The organism is Cobetia sp. L2A1, from assembly GCF_009796845.1.
Taxonomy (GTDB): domain Bacteria; phylum Pseudomonadota; class Gammaproteobacteria; order Pseudomonadales; family Halomonadaceae; genus Cobetia.
The window spans coordinates 2768518-2787090 of the sequence record NZ_CP047025.1 but is presented as its reverse complement, the minus strand read 5'-3'; the positions used below and the strand labels follow the sequence as shown (position 1 = coordinate 2787090).

14 protein-coding genes and 3 pseudogenes are annotated in these 18573 nt (G+C 56.7%); 10 read left to right on the top strand and 7 right to left on the bottom strand.

The features are described 5' to 3' along the window. Nucleotide 1: 1 nt before the first annotated feature. The gene (gene rsxA, locus GQR90_RS11850; RefSeq protein WP_158774297.1) at nt 2–583 is read right to left on the bottom strand and encodes an electron transport complex subunit RsxA; all 582 of its coding nucleotides are present in this window, start codon (nt 581–583) and stop codon (nt 2–4) included. Between the two features lie 397 nt (nt 584–980). Here rsxA and GQR90_RS11845 point away from each other — a divergent pair, with 397 nt between their 5' ends. Continuing rightward, complete coding sequence (locus tag GQR90_RS11845) at nt 981–1487, top strand: DUF3465 domain-containing protein (RefSeq protein WP_233266264.1); 507 nt, start codon at nt 981–983, stop codon at nt 1485–1487. Nucleotides 1488–1596: 109 nt separating this feature from the next. On the opposite strand, the gene metG is transcribed toward GQR90_RS11845, so the two are convergent. Beyond that, entirely contained in the window at nt 1597–3645 is a 2049-nt protein-coding gene (gene metG / locus GQR90_RS11840; RefSeq protein ID WP_158774296.1) for a methionine--tRNA ligase, read from the bottom strand. Nucleotides 3646–3912: 267 nt separating this feature from the next. Between metG and GQR90_RS11835 the strand changes: the two genes are divergently transcribed. Continuing rightward, nucleotides 3913–4386 carry a tellurite resistance TerB family protein gene (locus GQR90_RS11835; protein ID WP_158774295.1) on the top strand — a complete coding sequence of 158 codons (474 nt, stop codon included), beginning with the start codon at nt 3913–3915 and terminating at the stop codon, nt 4384–4386. Between the two features lie 71 nt (nt 4387–4457). Here the strand turns inward: GQR90_RS11835 and GQR90_RS11830 are convergent, their stop codons facing one another. Next, on the bottom strand, nt 4458–5114 hold the full coding sequence (locus GQR90_RS11830; RefSeq protein ID WP_158774294.1) for a cell wall hydrolase: 657 nt from the start codon (nt 5112–5114) through the stop codon (nt 4458–4460). 536 nt (nt 5115–5650) lie between these two features. Between GQR90_RS11830 and GQR90_RS11825 the strand changes: the two genes are divergently transcribed. From GQR90_RS11825 to GQR90_RS11810, 4 genes and pseudogenes are all read left to right on the top strand, one after another. Next, nucleotides 5651–6364, top strand: coding sequence for an RNA pseudouridine synthase (locus GQR90_RS11825; RefSeq protein WP_158774293.1), 714 nt, complete (start codon nt 5651–5653; stop codon nt 6362–6364). 206 nt (nt 6365–6570) lie between these two features. Then, a pseudogene (gene apbC, locus GQR90_RS11820) lies at nt 6571–7392 on the top strand (iron-sulfur cluster carrier protein ApbC); the annotation flags it as partial. A gap of 117 nt (nt 7393–7509) precedes the next feature. Further along, nucleotides 7510–8076: a dCTP deaminase gene (gene dcd / locus GQR90_RS11815; protein ID WP_158774291.1), complete on the top strand. Its 567-nt coding sequence runs from the start codon at nt 7510–7512 to the stop codon at nt 8074–8076. Nucleotides 8077–8268: 192 nt separating this feature from the next. Further along, the gene (locus GQR90_RS11810; protein ID WP_158774290.1) at nt 8269–10236 is read left to right on the top strand and encodes an autotransporter domain-containing protein; all 1968 of its coding nucleotides are present in this window, start codon (nt 8269–8271) and stop codon (nt 10234–10236) included. 148 nt (nt 10237–10384) lie between these two features. On the opposite strand, the gene purN is transcribed toward GQR90_RS11810, so the two are convergent. Together purN and purM are read right to left on the bottom strand one after the other, a co-directional pair. Next, nucleotides 10385–11161 (bottom strand): phosphoribosylglycinamide formyltransferase, encoded by a 777-nt coding sequence (gene purN / locus GQR90_RS11805; RefSeq protein WP_158774289.1) that lies wholly within the window; start codon nt 11159–11161, stop codon nt 10385–10387. Next, nucleotides 11158–12240, bottom strand: a complete 1083-nt coding sequence (gene purM / locus GQR90_RS11800) for a phosphoribosylformylglycinamidine cyclo-ligase (protein ID WP_158774288.1) — start codon at nt 12238–12240, stop codon at nt 11158–11160. Before purM ends, purN begins: the two co-directional genes overlap by 4 nt. 300 nt (nt 12241–12540) lie before the next feature. On the opposite strand from purM, the gene GQR90_RS11795 reads away from it, so the two are divergent. From GQR90_RS11795 to GQR90_RS11785, 3 genes are all read left to right on the top strand, one after another. Continuing rightward, nucleotides 12541–13662 (top strand): AI-2E family transporter, encoded by a 1122-nt coding sequence (locus tag GQR90_RS11795; RefSeq protein WP_158774287.1) that lies wholly within the window; start codon nt 12541–12543, stop codon nt 13660–13662. 49 nt (nt 13663–13711) lie between these two features. After that, nucleotides 13712–14410, top strand: coding sequence for a DnaA regulatory inactivator Hda (hda, locus tag GQR90_RS11790; RefSeq protein WP_158774286.1), 699 nt, complete (start codon nt 13712–13714; stop codon nt 14408–14410). 184 nt (nt 14411–14594) lie between these two features. Further along, nucleotides 14595–15068 (top strand): phosphate-starvation-inducible protein PsiE, encoded by a 474-nt coding sequence (locus tag GQR90_RS11785; protein ID WP_158774285.1) that lies wholly within the window; start codon nt 14595–14597, stop codon nt 15066–15068. 104 nt (nt 15069–15172) lie between these two features. Here the strand turns inward: GQR90_RS11785 and GQR90_RS17650 are convergent. Both GQR90_RS17650 and GQR90_RS11775 read right to left on the bottom strand, forming a co-directional pair. Beyond that, nucleotides 15173–15517 (bottom strand): annotated as a pseudogene (locus GQR90_RS17650) (transposase); the annotation flags it as partial. Between the two features lie 161 nt (nt 15518–15678). Beyond that, nucleotides 15679–17415, bottom strand: coding sequence for a DUF4209 domain-containing protein (locus GQR90_RS11775; RefSeq protein WP_158774283.1), 1737 nt, complete (start codon nt 17413–17415; stop codon nt 15679–15681). Nucleotides 17416–17676: 261 nt separating this feature from the next. Between GQR90_RS11775 and GQR90_RS11770 the strand changes: the two are divergent. Next, nucleotides 17677–18517: pseudogene (locus tag GQR90_RS11770) on the top strand (IS5 family transposase). Nucleotides 18518–18573: the final 56 nt, after the last annotated feature.

The window sequence follows — 18573 nt, the reverse complement described above, 5'->3', positions numbered from 1 at the left end:
GTCAGATCTGCACCAGTCCAGAGAAGCCGAGGAAGGCCAGCGACATCAAGCTGGCAGTGACCATCGCGATAGCCGGCCCCTGAAAAGGACGCGGTACATCGGCAGCTGCCAAGCGTTCGCGCATGGCGGCGAACAGCACTAGCACCAGAGAGAAGCCGACGGCGGCGCCAAAGCCATACAAAGTGGCTTCCATGAAGCTGGAATTTCGATTCAGCGTCAGCAACGCCACGCCGAGTACCGCGCAGTTGGTGGTGATCAGTGGCAGGAAGATACCGAGTACCTGATAGAGCAGCGGACTGGTTTTCTTGACCACCATCTCGGTGAACTGAACGACGACGGCAATCACCATGATGAAGGCGATGGTGCGCAGATACTCAAGCCCCAGTGGGGCGAGGATGTAGTGATAGGTGAGGTAGGCGCACATCGACGACAGCGTCAGCACGAAGGTCGTCGCCAGTGACATGCCCATTGCCGACTCGAGCTTGTTGGAAACCCCCATGAAAGGGCATAGGCCGAGGAACTGCACCAGTACAAAATTGTTGACCAGGATGGTGCTGATCAGGATAAGAAGGTATTCACTCATCAGGGGCGTCGCTCGGTCAGGGTATTTCGAAGACACTCTTCTTTTCGCTGTCATGTTGCCGCACGTATTCACACGCGCTTGCATGCAATCACGATAGCGTATGGCAGTGCTCTGCTGCACGGGCAGTCGTCAGCGTTCAGGCTGCAATCATGTCACTGCTGATCTGCCGCACGCTGTCAGGAAGCGATCTGGCGAAGTGACTGCCAGCCGCGGCGTATTATACGCAAGATGTTGCGAGCCGACAGCCTGTAGCGTGGCAATCAAGGCGCACTGTTGCCAGTATGTGACAGCTATTGTTTCGCGTTTTGCTTGGCTCTTGAAGTAATAAAGAAGAATTCCTTTATTACTTTTTTATCATGGTGTGTGTCAGAAACTTTCCATCAGCAAGGAGTGGGGTATGCGTGGGTCAGGTTCACGGGGCAGGCGGCCGTTATGGGTCATCATTATCGTGGTCGTCATGGCGGGCATCTCCCAGCTGTCTGGCAATGGCAACTTCTCGCTCTCCCAGTTGTGGAGTGGCTTCCAGTCACCGAGCGCTGAGGTTGCCCAGGGTGCGGGCACCGCTACCGCGGATGAAAGCCGTCTGCGTCGCGCCATCAGCGCTCAGCAGAGCGATGTGCAGGTACGTGGGGAGGGCGCGGTGACACGTCTGCTCCGAGATGATCTGAAAGGCAGTCGTCATCAGAAATTCCTGATGCGTGTGGCGGGGGGGACGACCATTCTGGTGGCGCACAATATCGATCTCGCGCCGCGCATCGATAGCCTCAAGGTTGGCGATCGCATCAGTTTCTACGGCGAGTATGAGTGGAACGACAAGGGCGGCGTCATTCACTGGACGCATCATGATCCCGGTGGTCGGCATGTGGATGGCTGGCTTGAGCACGCGGGCCGCCGTTACGAATAGTCATCGTCGGTGCAGATGATGTATTTGAGTGATGAACGAAAACGCCCCGCCAAAGAGACTCTGGCGGGGCGTTTTACTGAAAGGCTCTCAGCTTTCGGTCATCAGTGGATCAGGTCACACGCTGCCCCGGCTTGGCACCAGTATGCGGTTCCAGCAGGTAAATGCCTTCGTCGTCACCGGCGGCCAGCACCATGCCTTCGGAGATACCGAAGCGCATCTTGCGCGGTGCAAGGTTGGCCACCATCACGGTCATGCGGCCTTCCAGCGCTTCCGGTGCATACGCAGACTTGATGCCGGAGAATACGGTGCGGGTTTCGCCACCGATATCCAGTGTCAGCTTGAGCAGTTTGGCGGCCTTCTCGACGTGCTCTGCCTTGACGATCTTTGCCACTCGCAGGTCGGTCTTCATGAAGGTATCGAAGTCGATCTCGTCCGCGATCGGGTCTGCTTCCAAGGCACTTTGCGCTGCAGCCTCTGCCTTGGCGCTACCGTCCTTGATCTTCTGCTCCTCGACCAGCACTTCGCGCGAGGCCTCGAGCATCTTGTCGATGAGCGCCGGCTCTACGCGGGTCAGCAGCGGTGTGAACTTGTTGATCGCGTGACCGGTCAGCACGACTTCACGGCTGGCCCAATCGAGGCTCTCGACATTCAGGAACTCGCGCGCCTTGTCGGTCAGCGTCGGGATGACCGGTGCCAGATAGACCATCAGCTGGCGGAACAGGTTGATACCCACGGAGCAGACCTCAAGCACTTCCTGCTCGCGGCCGTCTTCCTTGGCCATGGCCCACGGCGCCTTGTCGGCGATGTAGGTATTGGCTTCATCGGCCAACTCCATCACCTTGCGCATGGCGCGGGCGAATTCACGGGCTTCGAAGTCAGCCGCGATGCCTTCACCGGCGACGATGAAGCGGTTGACCAGCTCAGGCTCGGCACAGATCTCGGAGAGCTTGCTGTCGCCGAACTTCTTGACGAACCCGGCGCAGCGACTGGCGATGTTGACCACCTTGCCGACCAGATCTGAATTCACGCGTGCCGTGAAGTCGTCGAGATTGAGGTCAAGATCATCCACACCCGCCGTCAGCTTGGCAGCAAAGTAGTAACGCAGGTATTCCGGATTCAGGAACTGCGCGTAGGTATCGGCCTTGATGAAGGTGCCGCGCGACTTGGACATCTTGGCGCCATTCACGGTCACGAAGCCGTGGCAGTTGACGCTGGACGGCGTGCGCATGCCGGCGCCTTCCAGCATCGCCGGCCAGAACAGGGCGTGGAAATAGACGATGTCCTTGCCGATGAAGTGGTGCACTTCGGCGTCGGAATCGGCGTTCCAGTAGCTGTCGAAGTCGAGGCCTTCACGCTCGCACAGATTCTGGAAGCTGGCCAGATAGCCGATCGGCGCATCCAGCCAGACATAGAAATACTTGCCCGGTGCGTCCGGAATCTCGAAGCCGAAGTAAGGTGCGTCGCGGGAGATATCCCACTCGGCCAGGCCCGCCTCGAACCACTCCTGCAGCTTGTTGGAGATCTGGCTCTGCACGCGGCCGCTCTTCGTCCACTCCTTCAGGAAGCCTTCGAAGTTCGGCAGCTTGAAGAAGTAGTGTTTGGAGGTGCGCATTTCCGGTGTCGCGCCGGAGATGGCCGAGACAGGATTGATCAGTTCCGCCGGCGTATAGGCTGCGCCGCAGGCTTCACAGTTGTCGCCGTACTGGTCTTCGGTCTTGCACTTCGGGCAGGTGCCCTTGATGAAGCGATCGGCGAGGAACAGGCCCTTGACCGGATCGAACATCTGCTCGATGTCACGTGTGGCGATATGACCCGCGTCACGCAGCGCCAGATAGATACGCTCGCTGTGGGCGCGGTTTTCCGGGGAATGCGTGGAATGGTAGTTGTCAAAGCCCACACCGAACTTGGCGAAGTCGGCCTGGTGCTCGTCACTCACGCGCTGAATCAACTGCTCAGCGGTCACGCCTTCCAGTTCGGCACGCAACATGATGGCGGTGCCGTGGGCATCGTCGGCACACACGTAATGACATTCGTGGCCACGGCTTTTCTGGAAGCGTACCCAGATATCCGTCTGAATGTACTCAAGCAGGTGACCCAGATGGATCGACCCGTTGGCGTAGGGCAGGGCACTGGTGACCAGAATCTTGCGCGCTGACATGAGGCCTCGTCTTGATGGTAAAGGGCGCCTACTGCACGGACAGCAGAGGCTTGCCGGAATGACTCGTGATTCGGGCTGCCAAGGCTGGCCCGTCGGGATGCGGGTACTATATCGCGAAGGTGTAGGCGGCGCGAAGGGGTGTCGCGTAACCGGCAACGCCGGCATGCGCGACCCGTACTTCGAATCGCGCGCGAGGGCCCCCATCAAGAGAGTGGATCATGATGATTCAGGTCATGTTCGTTCAGCTCACGACAGTGGAGGTATTTCATGCCCAGCACGTTATCCGTCGCCGGCCAGATAAATCGCCTTATCCGCCAGGTGATGGCGCCCGGCAGCAATGCCACCCCCAATGATGTACCCGGTCCAGAGCTCTCGATGGCAGTGTTGCTGTTCGAGGTGGCTCATGCCGATGGTGTACTGGATGCCCGAGAACGCAAGGCATTGGCGGGTCAGCTGGCCGAGCGCTTTTCGCTCGCTGATGATGAGCTGGCCAGTCTGCTGGCAAAGGCTGAACACGATGTGGAGAAGGCGACTGACCACTATCGTTTCGTCAAGCAGGTCAATGACCACATGAGCCTTGAGGAGCGTACCGAGCTGATCGGCATGATGTGGGAGCTGGCGTACGCCGATGGCGAGCTGGCTGCTCATGAAGAGCACCGTATCCGGCGTCTCGCCGGACTGTTGCACGTCAGTCACAGCGAGTTCATTCGCACCAAGCTTGCCGCGCAGCCTGGCAGTTGATCAGTGGACGGTGCCATGAAAAAGCCCGCCATGCTTACTGCATGACGGGCTTTTTCATGGCGATTTGATGGCTAGTTGCGATAGAACAGATGCTGTCCGATACGTGCGGTGCGCACGAAACGCTTGGCCCAATAGGGCGTGGCGTAGCGTGCGTGGAAGTAGAGCGCGCCATCAGTGGTATCTTCCAGTTGCTGATTGAGCGCCTGGCGTGCCACGTCACGTGCCTGCGCGTAGGCTTCGAGTTCGTGTACGTCGTCCGAGCGACCGTCGCACCACCACGAGAACTGGCAGCTACCCGTTTCGCCGCCTTGCTTGACCACACCACACAGGCTGTCTGGGAAGCGTGGATCTGCGGCGCGGTTGATCACGACATTGACGATGCCCTGCATGCCGCTCTTGCCTTCGCCCTTGGCTTCCCAGTAGGCAGCCCGGGCCAGGCAGGTCAGTGGATCATCCAGCGGTCGTTGGCCGTTGGGATCAATCGCGCGTGCACTGGCCTTGGAGATCAGCAGGTCGTCGGGTATGTCGGACTGGGCCTCACCCTGTACCAACAAGCTTTCGAGGCGTTTTGCCTTGGCGGTAGCACTCACTGGCGTTGCGACCGAGAGCGTATCGGAAGCCTGCGGAGCAGAGCAACCGGCTGTCAGGGTCAGACCGAAGACCAGTACCAGGTGGCGTAGAGTACGAGTAGTGCATGACGGGTGGCGCATGAAAGGGGGTAGACGCATACGAATTACCTGTGAACATGACCTTAGGGCATGATTTGGGGAACATGACCTGAGGAACATGGAGAGATTTGGCGGCGCGCGATGTCTATTCAGATGAGGTGGAACCACTCATCCTGATGAATCGCTGGCCGATCGATCCGGCAGTCACCGCCTGTCTTCCACGGCGGCATTTTACGGACAAGTCCGATAGTCTGCCTGACTCCATGTCGGCATGACCCATGAATGGCTTCAACGCAGTTCTGTTAAGCACAGTTCTTGTTCAGCACAGTTCAACGTAACTCTGACGGTGTCCAGCGCAAAGGGTTCCGTGCTGCATTGAGCAGCGTTGTCACGTTGCGCACGCTGTGAGCGACCCGACAGAGTATCATTTCTCATGACAAGACGCCTACGACAGGTGTTGAGCGATCCCACTGCATCATCATTCGGCCGTGCCATCGTTGGCGCATGTCGTTATCATGGCCGGCTATTTGTGATCGCCCGTCAGGCATCCCCACCTTCTGCGTGTTTTTTGCGTTGCCGCTTTGAGAGTCTCCTCCATGACCGAACCCGTCCGTCTGTCCAAGTTTCTTTCCCATCAGCAGGGGATCTCGCGCCGTGAGGCCGAGCACCTCATCGCCTGTGGTGTGGTGCGTGTCGCGGGAGAGATTGTCGAAGCGCCGTTCTTCAAGGTCACCGATGAAGTGGTCACTGTCGATGAAGGCGCCAGCATGGAGCCCATCGAGCCCTTGAGTCTGGTGTGGTATCAGGCGCCTGGTGAAGAACAGGTCGATCCGCTGACGCTTCGCGATGGTGCGCCACGCAGTGCACTGGATAACAGCGGTGCAGACTGGCTCAAGGTACATTTCCTGTCGCAACAACCGCTGGCAGAGCTGGGCGAAGGGGAGTCAGGACTGGCAGTCTGGTCGCAGAATCGCGGCGTCATTCGCAAGTTGGGCGCTGACCTGGACCAGCTGGAGCAGGAATACATCGTCGAAGTAGAAGGTGAGCTGGATGAAGAAGGCCTCAGGCGCATCGGCTATGCACTGTGTGCCGACATTCGCGGACGCAAGCCCAAGGTCAGCATCAGCTGGCAGAGTGATATTCGCCTGCGCATCGCGATGAAGCGCGTGCCGCCGGGTGGTATTCGCGCGGCGGTTGAGGCGCAAGGCCTCAAGGTGAACGAAGTGCGTCGTTTGCGTGTCGGTGCCATCACCCTGGGTCGGATGGCACCGGGCGAGTGGCGCTTCCTGCCGGTCGATGTGCGCTTCTGATTTGCTCATCGCCATGCAGAGTCGATGCATCACTGGCATGCGACTGGCGCTGAAGAGTTGACGCTATCCAGACGGGTTGGCTCCCGTCGCGGAGGGCAGGCATACTGTGCGCATCGTATTCCACAGCTCATTTTCGCTGACAGTTCAGACGACCTGCGCCAGTCGTTCCTCCTCGCTATTGAAGCTCGGAGCGCGCGACGCGCAGGGCGTTACAGGAGTCTCAAGATATGGAAGGCATCAAGCACATCGTCGCGGTTGCGTCTGGCAAGGGTGGCGTCGGTAAATCGACTGTCACTGCCAACCTGGCCCTGGCTCTGGCCGCAGAAGGTCTCAAGGTCGGCCTGCTCGACGCCGACATCTATGGTCCGAGTCAGGCGCAGATGTTTGGCGTGCCGACAGGTCAGCGTCCGGAAATGGCCGGTGAGCAGGTCTTCAGTCCTATCATCGCCCACGGTATCAAGACCATGTCGATGGCCTATCTGGTCGATGTCAAAGACCCGATGGTCTGGCGTGGCCCGATGGTTGCGGGCGCCTTCCAGCAGCTGCTGAACCAGACGGCCTGGGGCGAGCTGGACATCCTGTTGATCGACATGCCGCCGGGCACCGGTGATATCCAGTTGACGTTGTCACAGAAGGTGCCGGTCTCCGGTGCGGTCATCGTGACGACACCGCAGGATATCGCCTTGCTGGATGCGCAGAAGGGCATCGAGATGTTCCGTAAGGTCAAGGTGCCGGTGTTGGGTGTGGTCGAGAACATGAGCACGCATACCTGCTCTCAGTGTGGCCATACCGAAGCGGTCTTCGGGGCGGGCGGCGGTGAGCGTATCGCCGGTGAGTATGAAACACGCCTGTTGGGTCAGCTGCCGTTGACCCTGAGCATCCGTGCCAATGCCGATGGCGGTCGCCCGAGCGTCATCGCAGAGCCTGACGGTGAAGTGGCCGCCACCTTCCGCGCGATTGCACGTCAGGTAGCCGAGGCACTGGAAGGTGCCGATGCCGAGCAAGGACCGAGCATCAGCTTCAGCTGAGCCGCCGGTTTCCAACGGCGTAGCGGTTTTCAGGCGCGTAGCGGGCCGGTATCATGCTGGCCCGCTTCTACATGACGCTCAGGCGTCTTTATCCCATCAGTCAGTCAGGTACGCTCGATGAGCATCAAATCCGACAAGTGGATCCGTCGCATGGCGGAAGGCCACGACATGATCGAACCCTTTGAGCCTGATCAGGTGCGCTTTCACGACGAGCGTCGTGTGATTTCCTACGGCACCTCAAGCTACGGCTACGATGTGCGCTGTTCGGATGAGTTCAAGGTCTTCACGAATATCCATTCCGTGATCGTTGATCCGAAGCACTTCGATGAGAAGAGCTTCGTCGATGTGAAGGGCGATTCCTGCGTGATTCCGCCCAACTCCTTCGCCCTGGCGCGTACCGTCGAATATTTCCGTATTCCGCGTAACGTACTGACCATCTGTCTGGGCAAGTCGACCTACGCGCGCTGCGGCATCATCGTCAATGTGACGCCACTGGAGCCGGAGTGGGAAGGCCATGTGACACTCGAATTCTCCAACACCACCAACCTTCCGGCGCGTATCTATGCCAACGAAGGCGTGGCGCAGATGCTGTTCCTCGAGTCTGACGAGATCTGCGAGACAAGCTACAAGGATCGTGGTGGCAAGTATCAGGGCCAGCGTGGCGTGACACTGCCGCGCGCTTGATCACGATGGCAGTGCAATGACGCGCCTCTTCGGAGGCGCGTTTTTTTATGCCCGAGATTCCGCCGCCAAGCCAGTCTCACATTAGTCTGAAGTCGTATGAAACAACCGATTCAATTGAATGTGTGGTGCCTATGCTGTGAGTGGGCCGCCTTGACGGCCTGCGCCAATAAAAATTCGAGCAAGGGGCACATCATGTCATCTGGATCACGCAGCAAGAGTCGTGGGTTCGCCACACACTTCACCTTGAGCAGCCTGGTGCTCGCCATCAGCAGTGCGCTGCTGGCCTCGCCAGCACAAGCCTACTCCAGCATCTATATCTTTGGTGACAGTCTGAGTGACTCCGGTCAGTTCCCCGACACGGATCTCGGGGGTCTCAATAGCCTGCGTTTCACCAATCGCAGCGGACCGGATTACGAGAATTCCTCCTACGGCAGCGTCTCGACTCAGCTTCTGGCCTCGGAGCTGGGCCTCGCGTCAGACCCCTCCACTTCGATCATCTATCAACTGGCCGGTTTCACCGACGGCACCAACTACGCGGTGGGCGGCTATACCACTGAGCAGATTCTGGCCTCGGTCACTGATGAGGATGGCTCCACGGTGGCGATTCCTGTCGGCAGCGAAGGGGCAGGTACGGTGTTGCGCGTCGAGGATGGCTATCTGGTCAGCACTGACGGCAGTGCCGATCCGGATGCTCTTTATTACGTCAACGGCGGCGGCAATGACTTCCTGCAGGGCATCATCACCTCGGCGTCGACCGCGGTAACCTCGGCGGGCAATCTGGCCTCGGCGGTGGAAGCACTGGCGGCGGCCGGTGCCACCACCATCATCGTCTCCAACCTGCCGGATGTCGGCAGTACGCCAGCGGGTCAGTCCTCCGGTGAGGCACAGGCTGCGGGCTCCTCAGCACTGGTGTCAGTCTTCAATGATGCGCTGGGCGAACGCCTCGCGGCACTGGATGGCGAGGTAAACATCATTCGCCTGGATACCGTTGGCATCCTGGCTGAGGTATTGGCTTCACCCGCCGAGTTTGGCTTCGCCACCGATGTAGACCTGACGCAAGTGTGTTTTTCGGACAGCTGCAACCTCAGTGACTATGGGCTGGGCGGCAGCGAGGAAGATCCCAGCAAGCTGCTCTTCAATGACAGCGTGCACCCGACCACTGCCGGGCAGGAGATTCTTGCTGACTACGCCTATGGCATGTTGATTGCTCCCTCTGTGCTTGGGATAGGGCCACAGCTGGGCAGTGGTGCGCTCAATGCCAGTCAGCGCAGCCTCTCGGATGAATTACGACCGGGCGCACAGCTGAAAGGGGCAGAGAAGGGAGTGAGGGTGTTTGCCGTCGGCTCATCGAGTCAGGGCGATGGTGACAGTGTGACCTCCACCGGCCAGCAAGGCTTTGATAGCGAGCAGCGCGGTGCGGGTGTCGGTGTGATGCTGTCGCTGGATAATGGCTGGGGTGAGGCGTGGGGCGGGGCGTCCGTCAGTCGTCGCACTGCCGATTACGATGTGGATGATGGTAGTGATCTGGCATTGGATGGGCAGGTGTTCAGTCTGTTTGCACGCCAGCAGCTAGGCAAGGTCGGCATGCAAGCGGTGGCCAGCTATGGGGACTTCGTTTACGACCTGGATCGCACCGTCGCGCTTGGCAAATCATCACGCACGCTATCGGGCGAGACAGAAGGCGATGGCTTCAGTGCAGAGCTACGCCTGGATTATCGCCTGACCGATGCTGACTCCGTCTGGTACAACGCGCCATTTGTCGCCTATCGCCATACCGAATCAGATATCGACGGTTACACCGAGTCAGGCTCTGCCGCCAATGCGTTGATCGTCTCATCTCAGACGCTGCGTGATAGGCGGGTGGAGGCCGGCTTCATGGTTGATCGCGCCATCGCTGATGGCTTCGGGCTCTACGGTGAGCTCGCCTACGGCAAGCGGTTGGATGATGACGCCGAAAGTGCTGAAGTGCGTCTGGCAAGCCTGCCGACCAACGCCTACAGCGCTGATGACCTTGATCGCGGTAGCGACAACTACGTGCGCCTTGATGGTGGCTGGCGGATGCAGTTGGGGGCTAATGGCATGCTGCATCTTGGCGGTGGCATCGAGACCTGGGATGAGGTCAGTACACGCCTTGAGGTGGGGGCCAGCTATACATTCTAGTCATGCACGTCCTGGTCATGCATGTCCTGGTCATGCACCTCCTGGTCATGCATGAAAGAAAACGCCCCGCGACAAGGAAATGTCGCAGGGCGTTTTTCGTGTTGCTCGTACTGTCTGTCAGCAACGCCAGCAGGGCCGGCGCGTCTGATCAGTCTTCTTCGTCTTCCGGCAGCTCATCGCTGAGTTCTTCTTCCACATCGGCGTGCGACAGGCGCAGACCACCGACCGGCAAGGTGTGGCCATCCAACGTCGCCACATCGCCTGCAAGCTTCAAGCGGCCTTCCAGTGCCCAGCGCACCGCGATCGGGTAGATCAGGTGCTCACGGGTATGGACGCGCTCCTTGAGGCTTGCCTCGTCATCGCCGTCCAGCACGTCAGCCACCGCTTGAATCGCGACAGGGCCGCCATCCAGTGTCTCGGTGACGAAATGCACGCTGGCACCGTGCTCGCTCTCGCCGGCGTCCAGCACCTTGCGGTGAGTATCGAGTCCCGGCCAGGCCGGTAGCAACGACGGGTGGATGTTGAGCAGACGGCCATAGAAGTACTGCACGAACAGCGGCGACAGAATGCGCATGAAGCCAGCCAGCACGACGAGATCCGGTGAGTGACGCTCGATGACCTTGATCAACGCGCTGTCGTAGGCGTCGCGGCTGTCGTATTCCTCATGCGGCAGTACAACGGCATCGATACCCGCTTCACGGGCACGTACCAGCCCGTAGGCATCGGCCTTGTTGGAGACGACTGCAACCACGTCGCCACCCAGCTCGTCATGCTCCTGAGCCTCCAGTAGCGCTTGCAGATTACTGCCGCTACCGGAAATCAGTACCACCACGCTCGGGCGCTCCACCGTATCATCGGCTTCGAAGCCGTTACCGAAACCGCCGAGTGTGCTGCCGTCGGAGGATGTGGTATTCGGGTCGATCATACCGACAGATTCTCCAGTTGGACCTGTTCTTCCTCGCCCTGACGCATGCGAATGCTGCCGAGGGTGAAGACAGTCTCGCCACTTGCTTCAAGGTGCGCACGGGCAGCGGCAGCATCAGTGGCCGACACGACAACGACCATGCCCACGCCACAGTTCAGCACGCGGTGCATCTCGTGCTCATCCACATTGCCCTGCTGCTGCAGCCAATCGAACACGGCCGGACGCTTCCAGCTGGCGATGTCGATCTCGGCGGTGCAATCCTTCGGCAGTACGCGCGGGATGTTCTCCAGCAGGCCGCCACCGGTGATGTGAGACATGGCGTGCACGCTGAGGCCAGATTCGCGCAGCAGTGACAGCAACGGCTTGACGTAGATGCGAGTCGGGGCCATCAGGGCGTCTGCCAGCGGCTGGCCGTCGATGTCCTGCTCCAGCAGAGATGCATCGGCGACTTCAAGGATCTTGCGGATCAGTGAATAGCCATTGGAGTGCGGGCCGGAAGAGGCGAGACCGAGGATGACGTCACCGGCACCGACCTTGCTGCCATCGAGGATTTCTGACTTCTCGACCACCCCGACGCAGAAGCCGGCCAGGTCGTAGTCGCTACCTTCGTACATGCCCGGCATTTCAGCGGTTTCACCGCCGACCAATGCACAGCCAGACAGCAGGCAGCCTTCACCGATACCTGTCACCACGTCAGCGGCGATGTCGATATCGAGCTTGCCGGTGGCGTAATAGTCTAGGAATTGCAGCGGCTCGGCACCAGCAACGACCAGATCATTGACGCACATGGCGACCAGGTCGATGCCGATGGTGTCGTGACGGCCAAGGTCCATGGCCAGGCGCAGCTTGGTGCCGACACCGTCAGTACCGGTGACCAGCACAGGCTGGCGATAGCCGGCCGGCAGTTCGCACAGGGCGCCGAAGCCACCCAAACCACCCATCACTTCAGGGCGGTGAGTGCGCTTGGCGACACCCTTGATGCGTTCTACGAGGGCGTTGCCTGCATCGATATCGACACCGGCGTCCTTGTAGCTCAGGGAGGTCTTGCTGGGCGTGGAATCCTGGGGGCGTTGCGTCATGTGCGGTTCCTGTCGGTGCGGCCTGGGCGGTGAGACACGATCGATCGGGGGGAATTGAAGGCGGCTATTGTAGCATTGCACTTCACGGCTGACACTGTGCCGATTCACAAAAACCCTTTGAAATGTGAATGATGTGAACAGGTTGCAGGTCTGCACGGCTTGTCAGGCGCAAGGCATCGCAGCGATGGCACGTCCGTGCCTTGTGAGTGACACGGGGACAGGCAACAATGGCGATTCGGGTATGATCTGTTCAGTGTGACATGGCATCGCCGCCATACAGGCACCTTCCAAGGAGTAATGATGCAGCGTAAATGGTGGTTGTTGGCAGCGGGCATTGCCTTCATTGGATTGCTGGTGCTGCTCGAACCGATTCTGATGCCGTTCTTCATCGGCATGATTCTCGCCTATCTCGGTGATCCGCTGGCGGACTGGCTGGAGGAGCGAGGCCTGTCGCGACGTCTGGCCGTCAGCCTGGTATTCAGCGTGCTATCGGTGGTGCTGTTGATCGCCGTGCTGATTCTGGTGCCATTGCTGGGGCGTCAGCTCGCACAATTGATCAGCTTCATGCCGATGGTCTTCAACTGGATTCGAGAAACCGTACTGCCTGAGATTCAGTCATTCACCGGCATGGATTTCAGCGCTGACTTTGATCAGGTGCGCGGCCTGCTACTGGGTAACTGGAAAGAGACCGGCACCTTTGCGGCGGCGCTGCTGGGTACCGTCTCCAAGTCCGGGCTGGCGATGGCCATCTGGCTGGGCAACATGGCGCTGATTCCCGTCGTCACCTTCTATCTGCTGCTCGACTGGGACCGCATGAAGGACAAGCTGCAAGCCTTGCTGCCGCGGCACATGGAGCCCACCGCCACCAAGCTTGCCCACGATTGTGATGAGGTGCTGGGTGCCTTCCTGCGCGGTCAGCTGCTGGTGATGCTGGCGCTGGGTATCGTCTATGCCATCGGCCTTGCCATCATCGGCCTGAAGTTTGCGCTGCTGATAGGGCTGATCGCCGGGCTTGCCAGCATCGTGCCCTATCTGGGCGTGATCGTCGGGGTGGTGATCGCCGCGACCGTCGCCTTCTTCCAGTTTGGGGAGTGGTGGGCGCTGCTGGCCGTCGGCGGTGTCTTTGCGCTGGGTCAGCTATTGGAAGGGGTGGTGTTGCAACCGCTGCTGCTGGGCGACAAGATCGGACTGCATCCGGTCGCCGTCATCTTCGCGGTGATGGCAGGGGGACAGTTGTTCGGCTTTACCGGCATCTTGCTTGCATTGCCAATGGCAGCAGTGATCATGGTGGTCTTGCGTTATCTGCTAGATCGCTATAAAAACAGTACTTTATATGATCAACAGCGAGATTCCCGCGTGGTGCTCTCCAGCGCTGAAACAGGCGGCGAGGTAGAGATAGCATCGTCGAAGGATACGCATTGATGGGCAGCAGCGTGATGCTTGATCACGGCAATAACAAACAGCACAACGGATGGCAATGACTCAGGGACAGATGGCACTCGGCGTCGGGGTACGCGACGCTGCCACCTTCAGCAACTACCACTTCACCTCAACCTCGCTGGCGGAGGCTCTCAAAGGGCAGCTTGCCCCCGGCGGGGAGCCGTTCGTCTACCTGTGGGGGGGTGATCAGAGTGGTCGCAGTCATTTGTTGCAGGCGGCGTGTCATCTGGCCGGTGAGCAGGGCAAGCGCGCCTTCTATCTGCCACTTAACGAGATAGGTCACTTTCCGCCGCACATGCTGGAAGGGCTGGATGAGATGGATCTGGTGGCGATTGATGACCTTGATGGCGTCATCGGGCGCAAGCGCTGGGAAGAGGCGCTGTTCCACCTCTACAATCGCTTGCGGGATGGTGGCCGCCATTTACTGGTCAGTGCCAGCTGCGCGCCGCGCCTGTTGCCCGCGACCTTGCCAGATCTCGCCTCGCGGCTCTCCTGGGGGGTCACCTTCCATCTTTCTGGCCTTGATGACGCCCAGCGGCTGGAAGCGCTCAAGCTGCGCGCGCGTGACCACGGCCTTGCGCTACCGGATGAAGTCGCCCGCTATATCCTCCATCGCGGCCCGCGCAGTCTGCCGGGCCTGTTCGCCGCCATGAGCCAGCTCGACAATGCCTCGCTCTCCGCGCAACGCAAGCTCACCATTCCCTTCGTCAAACAGGCCCTCGGCTGGTAACGCCCGTGTTCCTTGCCTGATCGTCAGGCCTTGCGTCATCTCTGCTGACAGCAGGGCGAGCTGACAGGACGCGACGATAGAGTGGGCTGAATTGAATACTACGGACGACACCCCACCGGCGAGCGGCCCCGTTCTTGCAGAAAAACAGCCACTATCATCGTGGTGGTGTCCGAGGAGACATGACATGAACTGGCTAGACAAGAGTCGGGATCAGATGCACAAGCACGCCAATTCAGTCGGTAACTTTCTGGTCGAAGGCTTCCATTATCTGGGGCTGTTTGCCATCGGTGGTGCGATCGCCATCGCCTCGGTCACCGCCTTCATGGAGATGATCGAGAAGGGCGCAGCCAGTGTCGATGACATCCTGTTGCTGTTCATCTATCTCGAACTTGGCGCGATGGTCGGCATCTACTTCAAGACCAACCACCTGCCGATCCGCTTTCTGCTCTATATCGCCATCACCGCGCTGACGCGCTACCTCATCGGCGACGTCTCGCACCACAAAGCCCCTGATATCGGCCTGCTTTATCTCTGTGGCGGCATCTTCCTGCTCGCCATGTCTGTCGTTGCCGTGCGCTTCGCCTCCTACCGATACCCCTCCAGTCGCGCCATGGACCCCATGGGTGGCACAGAAGGGGATGAGGACTCGACGCGATAAGCCCGTGTTTCAGTAGCTCCTGACAACAAAAAAGGCCGCGATCACTCGCGGCCTTTTTTGACTTTAAGATATGATGGGCTTTGCATGATGAGAATTTATAGTTGTTAGGTTCTGTACGAAAAGTCGGCTCGTAGGCAGCGGCGTATGCAAGCTATGCATACCATCGTATAAAAGCTGCGGGGCAACTTCTTATATCGCGTCGCACTACGACGGAACTCTTTCAGCCAACTGAAAGAGCGCTCCACCATGTTTCGCTGACGCTACATGGATTTATCGAAACCCCGTGGGAGACCTGGGCGGAATTTTCGCTTCATCTTTCGTTGAGCGATGACCGGCTTGATTCGTACACGGTCGCAGTAACGGCGCAACTCGTTACTGTCATAGTCCTTGTCTGCCACGATGTGGCGGCAACGTTTTCGTGGCCGGCCAAGACTCCCCGGTAGATGAACCTTTAGCTAAAATGACTTTTCGTACAAAACCTAGTGGCTCTTGTTTCACTAGCTCCTCTCTTAATCTCGAGCGGGCTTCCCATGTTGATGTATAACGCCGTGCTCTGCGGAAAAACTGGAGCGCAGCGGAAAAGTTACGTGACAGTAGATCTTGTTAAACATTAACTCTCTCTCACCAGTGCCAAGCAAAGAATTACATGCATAATTCTGTCTGCCGTTGAATAGTTAAAAGCATTTGCCGGACTGATTCCATGGCATACATTATTTCGTATATTCCACCCCCTCTGGTCGGTAAGTAGAATTCTAAAATAGAACGATGAGTCAACACCAAAGCAACTTTCGACGCTTTCATCCCTAAGCAAATCATCAAATGTTCTTAACTGCAATCCACCCTGTCTATTTTTCCGTAAAGTAGCACCCCCCATTAAATCGACTAACGTTCTGACCGCCGCTTCGGCCTGAGGTACCAAAGTATGTATTGCAGATATATAATCTTCATTCAAGTACGCTTGTATTCCTGAATGCACAAGATTCTTTTGGGATTCTTCAAATATTGATGATTTGTAAACATAATCAGTCATTTTCTCCGCACTTGTCTCGTAAATAGCTAAGGTTTTTTTGAATGAACTTCTTAGGAAGAATGCATTAATATTCATATTCTGAGAAAGCTGATGAATAATGTTTCCCTCTAGATCATTTTCAATCCCACCAATAGTGGCGATAGGCCTGCCTTTATAATCTTGCAGTGTTTTGGTGAACAAGTATGTCAAGGGATAACTTTTTGCCAACTCCAATACCTGTTGCTCTATTTGTTCTTTCTTTGGGATAAAATGTACTGCTATTCTATAAAGTGTCTCTTCGAGACAACCACTTGTCATAGAATCTAGATAGGTATCTAGTTTTTCCTTAGGAATATCTATTCCATGAGAAAACTCTTGCATACTTGCTACGACTTCAGGACCTACCTCAGAAATTTTCTTTGAAACTCTCTCCGCGCTTCCCTTCATGTTAAAACTAATATAGATATCATGTACATGTTGAAGCCAAGAAGAAACCTGCATTGGAGCCAAGCCTTCACACGCCTCCTCAAAACAATATCCAACAATATCGATTACTCGAGTCACCTCATCGCCCATCTTTTTACTGCGATAGTAGGTAGCTAAAGGAATGCCTACCGACTCACAATTCCAAGGAGAATGGCTTTCAGAGACTCGCACTAGTCGAGACTCGAGGTCTTCTATTAGTTTTTTTCTTTGGGTTTCAGATAAGTGCTTACTTTTACCTAAAATGAAAAGGTTAAAACAAAAGCCCGAAAGTCCTGGCTTGTCATCCTCTGCAATTCTATCTTCCAACTCAATGGCGCTTTCAATGCATCTTTCTATAAGCTCAGGTTTCTTTAGACTAAAAGCAACATTATAAGCTCTAGTAATCTTCGTAATTGTTTCAGTTGGATATTCACAAGAATCATTATCTGATACATCAAGAAGGGCATTCACATATTGAGTAGCTATTTGATAGTCAGGTTTTTCGCCAACAGCGGCTTCAGAGAGATCCCATACAAGCCCTAAATATCGAGCCTTCATTATCGAGTTGTTAGTATTCTCTGATCTACTTTTCCAATGCTCAATAATATCGTTATTGATTAAAGAAATACTGGGTCTTTCATAAGCCTTGCCATCGCCGCCAACCCAAGCCATCATCGGGCCATAATATGTACCCCAGCCATTTTGCTTATCTAGATAATCCTCGCAAAACTCAAACGCAATTCTCTCAGCAATAGCTTCAGGGCTTTGATCTTCTTCGGTAACATTGTTGATCTTTGAAGAAATTAAATGCTCGCTAGTTTTCTCTTTTGACTGGTCAAGTTCATGCATTAGTTTGGATAGCTGATCGTTCATCAAGGTTCCTCTTTTTAATATTTAACTGTCGCCCCCGGGTAACTAAGTACCTACTTGATAGATAGCTGCTGATTCCCAGGTGACTGATTATCCATTTATTACATAGCTATCAGGGCTCGGATGATTAATTATACGTTTCTAAAGTAACTTGGGCCAGTCCCTGCATTTAAGCTATAAGCGCAGCATCTGCGGTATCTCTAGGTTTTGTACGAAAAGTCATTTTTGCTAATGTGACCCATGCACATCCAGCATAGCTGCGGTATGGCAGGACGCTACGAAGTTTCTGATAGCCAATGGCAGTTGATCGAAGACATTGTGTCATCGGCTCAGTCGATGGGCAGGCCCAGGAATACCACAGACAGATGCTGAACGGCATCATTTGGGTCCTCTGCTCTGTCGCTAAGTGGCGTGACCTTCCCGAACGTTATGGCCCTTGGAGTACTGTCTACGCCAGGTTCCGACAATGGCGGAATGACGGCACCTTCGAGGCGGTTTTGTCGCTTCTTCAACTTCGGCTTCGCGAAGATGGCCTGATGGATCTCGAAACCTGGGTGATCGACTCAACCGCCGTTTGTGCAACACGCGCCTCCGCTGGTGAAGGCAAAAAGGGGGGTCTGAAGACCCCTTAAACCATGCGCTGGGCCGGAGTCGTGGCGGCATCACGACCAAAATCCATTTGATCTGTGATCGCCTTGGCTGGCCCATCGCCTTCTCGCTCTCAGCGGGACAAGAGTCGGATACGCGGTACTTCAGGTCCACCCTGGAAAAGGTTCATCTACCGGGGAGTCTTGGTCTGCCACGAAAACGTTGCCGCCACATTGTGGCAGACAAGGGCTATGACAGTAACGAGTTGCGCCGTTACTGCTACCGTGTACGAATCAAGCAACGAAAGATGAAGCGAAAATCCCGCCCAGGTCTCCCACGGGGTTTCGATAAATCTATGTACCGTCAGCGAAATATCGTGGAGCGCTCTTTCAGTTGGCTGAAAGAGTTCCGTCTTAGTGCGACGCGATATGAGAAGTTAGCCCGTAGCTTTTATGCGATGGTATGCGTAGCTTGCATACGCCGCTGTCTACGAGCCGACTTTTCGTACAGTACCTAGTAGAAGCGACTCGGGTTTGCTTGGACAAGATAGCGGTATCACTATGCTGGGTATTA

Bases quoted from the DNA above. Each gene is read 5' to 3' on its own strand.
- rsxA (WP_158774297.1), bottom strand. From the start codon at position 583: ATGAGTGAATACCTTCTTATCCTGATCAGCACCATCCTGGTCAACAAT.
- GQR90_RS11845 (WP_233266264.1), top strand. From the start codon at position 981: ATGCGTGGGTCAGGTTCACGGGGCAGGCGGCCGTTATGGGTCATCATT.
- metG (WP_158774296.1), bottom strand. From the start codon at position 3,645: ATGTCAGCGCGCAAGATTCTGGTCACCAGTGCCCTGCCCTACGCCAAC.
- GQR90_RS11835 (WP_158774295.1), top strand. From the start codon at position 3,913: ATGCCCAGCACGTTATCCGTCGCCGGCCAGATAAATCGCCTTATCCGC.
- GQR90_RS11830 (WP_158774294.1), bottom strand. From the start codon at position 5,114: ATGCGTCTACCCCCTTTCATGCGCCACCCGTCATGCACTACTCGTACT.
- GQR90_RS11825 (WP_158774293.1), top strand. From the start codon at position 5,651: ATGACCGAACCCGTCCGTCTGTCCAAGTTTCTTTCCCATCAGCAGGGG.
- dcd (WP_158774291.1), top strand. From the start codon at position 7,510: ATGAGCATCAAATCCGACAAGTGGATCCGTCGCATGGCGGAAGGCCAC.
- GQR90_RS11810 (WP_158774290.1), top strand. From the start codon at position 8,269: ATGTCATCTGGATCACGCAGCAAGAGTCGTGGGTTCGCCACACACTTC.
- purN (WP_158774289.1), bottom strand. From the start codon at position 11,161: ATGATCGACCCGAATACCACATCCTCCGACGGCAGCACACTCGGCGGT.
- purM (WP_158774288.1), bottom strand. From the start codon at position 12,240: ATGACGCAACGCCCCCAGGATTCCACGCCCAGCAAGACCTCCCTGAGC.
- GQR90_RS11795 (WP_158774287.1), top strand. From the start codon at position 12,541: ATGCAGCGTAAATGGTGGTTGTTGGCAGCGGGCATTGCCTTCATTGGA.
- hda (WP_158774286.1), top strand. From the start codon at position 13,712: ATGGCAATGACTCAGGGACAGATGGCACTCGGCGTCGGGGTACGCGAC.
- GQR90_RS11785 (WP_158774285.1), top strand. From the start codon at position 14,595: ATGAACTGGCTAGACAAGAGTCGGGATCAGATGCACAAGCACGCCAAT.
- GQR90_RS11775 (WP_158774283.1), bottom strand. From the start codon at position 17,415: ATGAACGATCAGCTATCCAAACTAATGCATGAACTTGACCAGTCAAAA.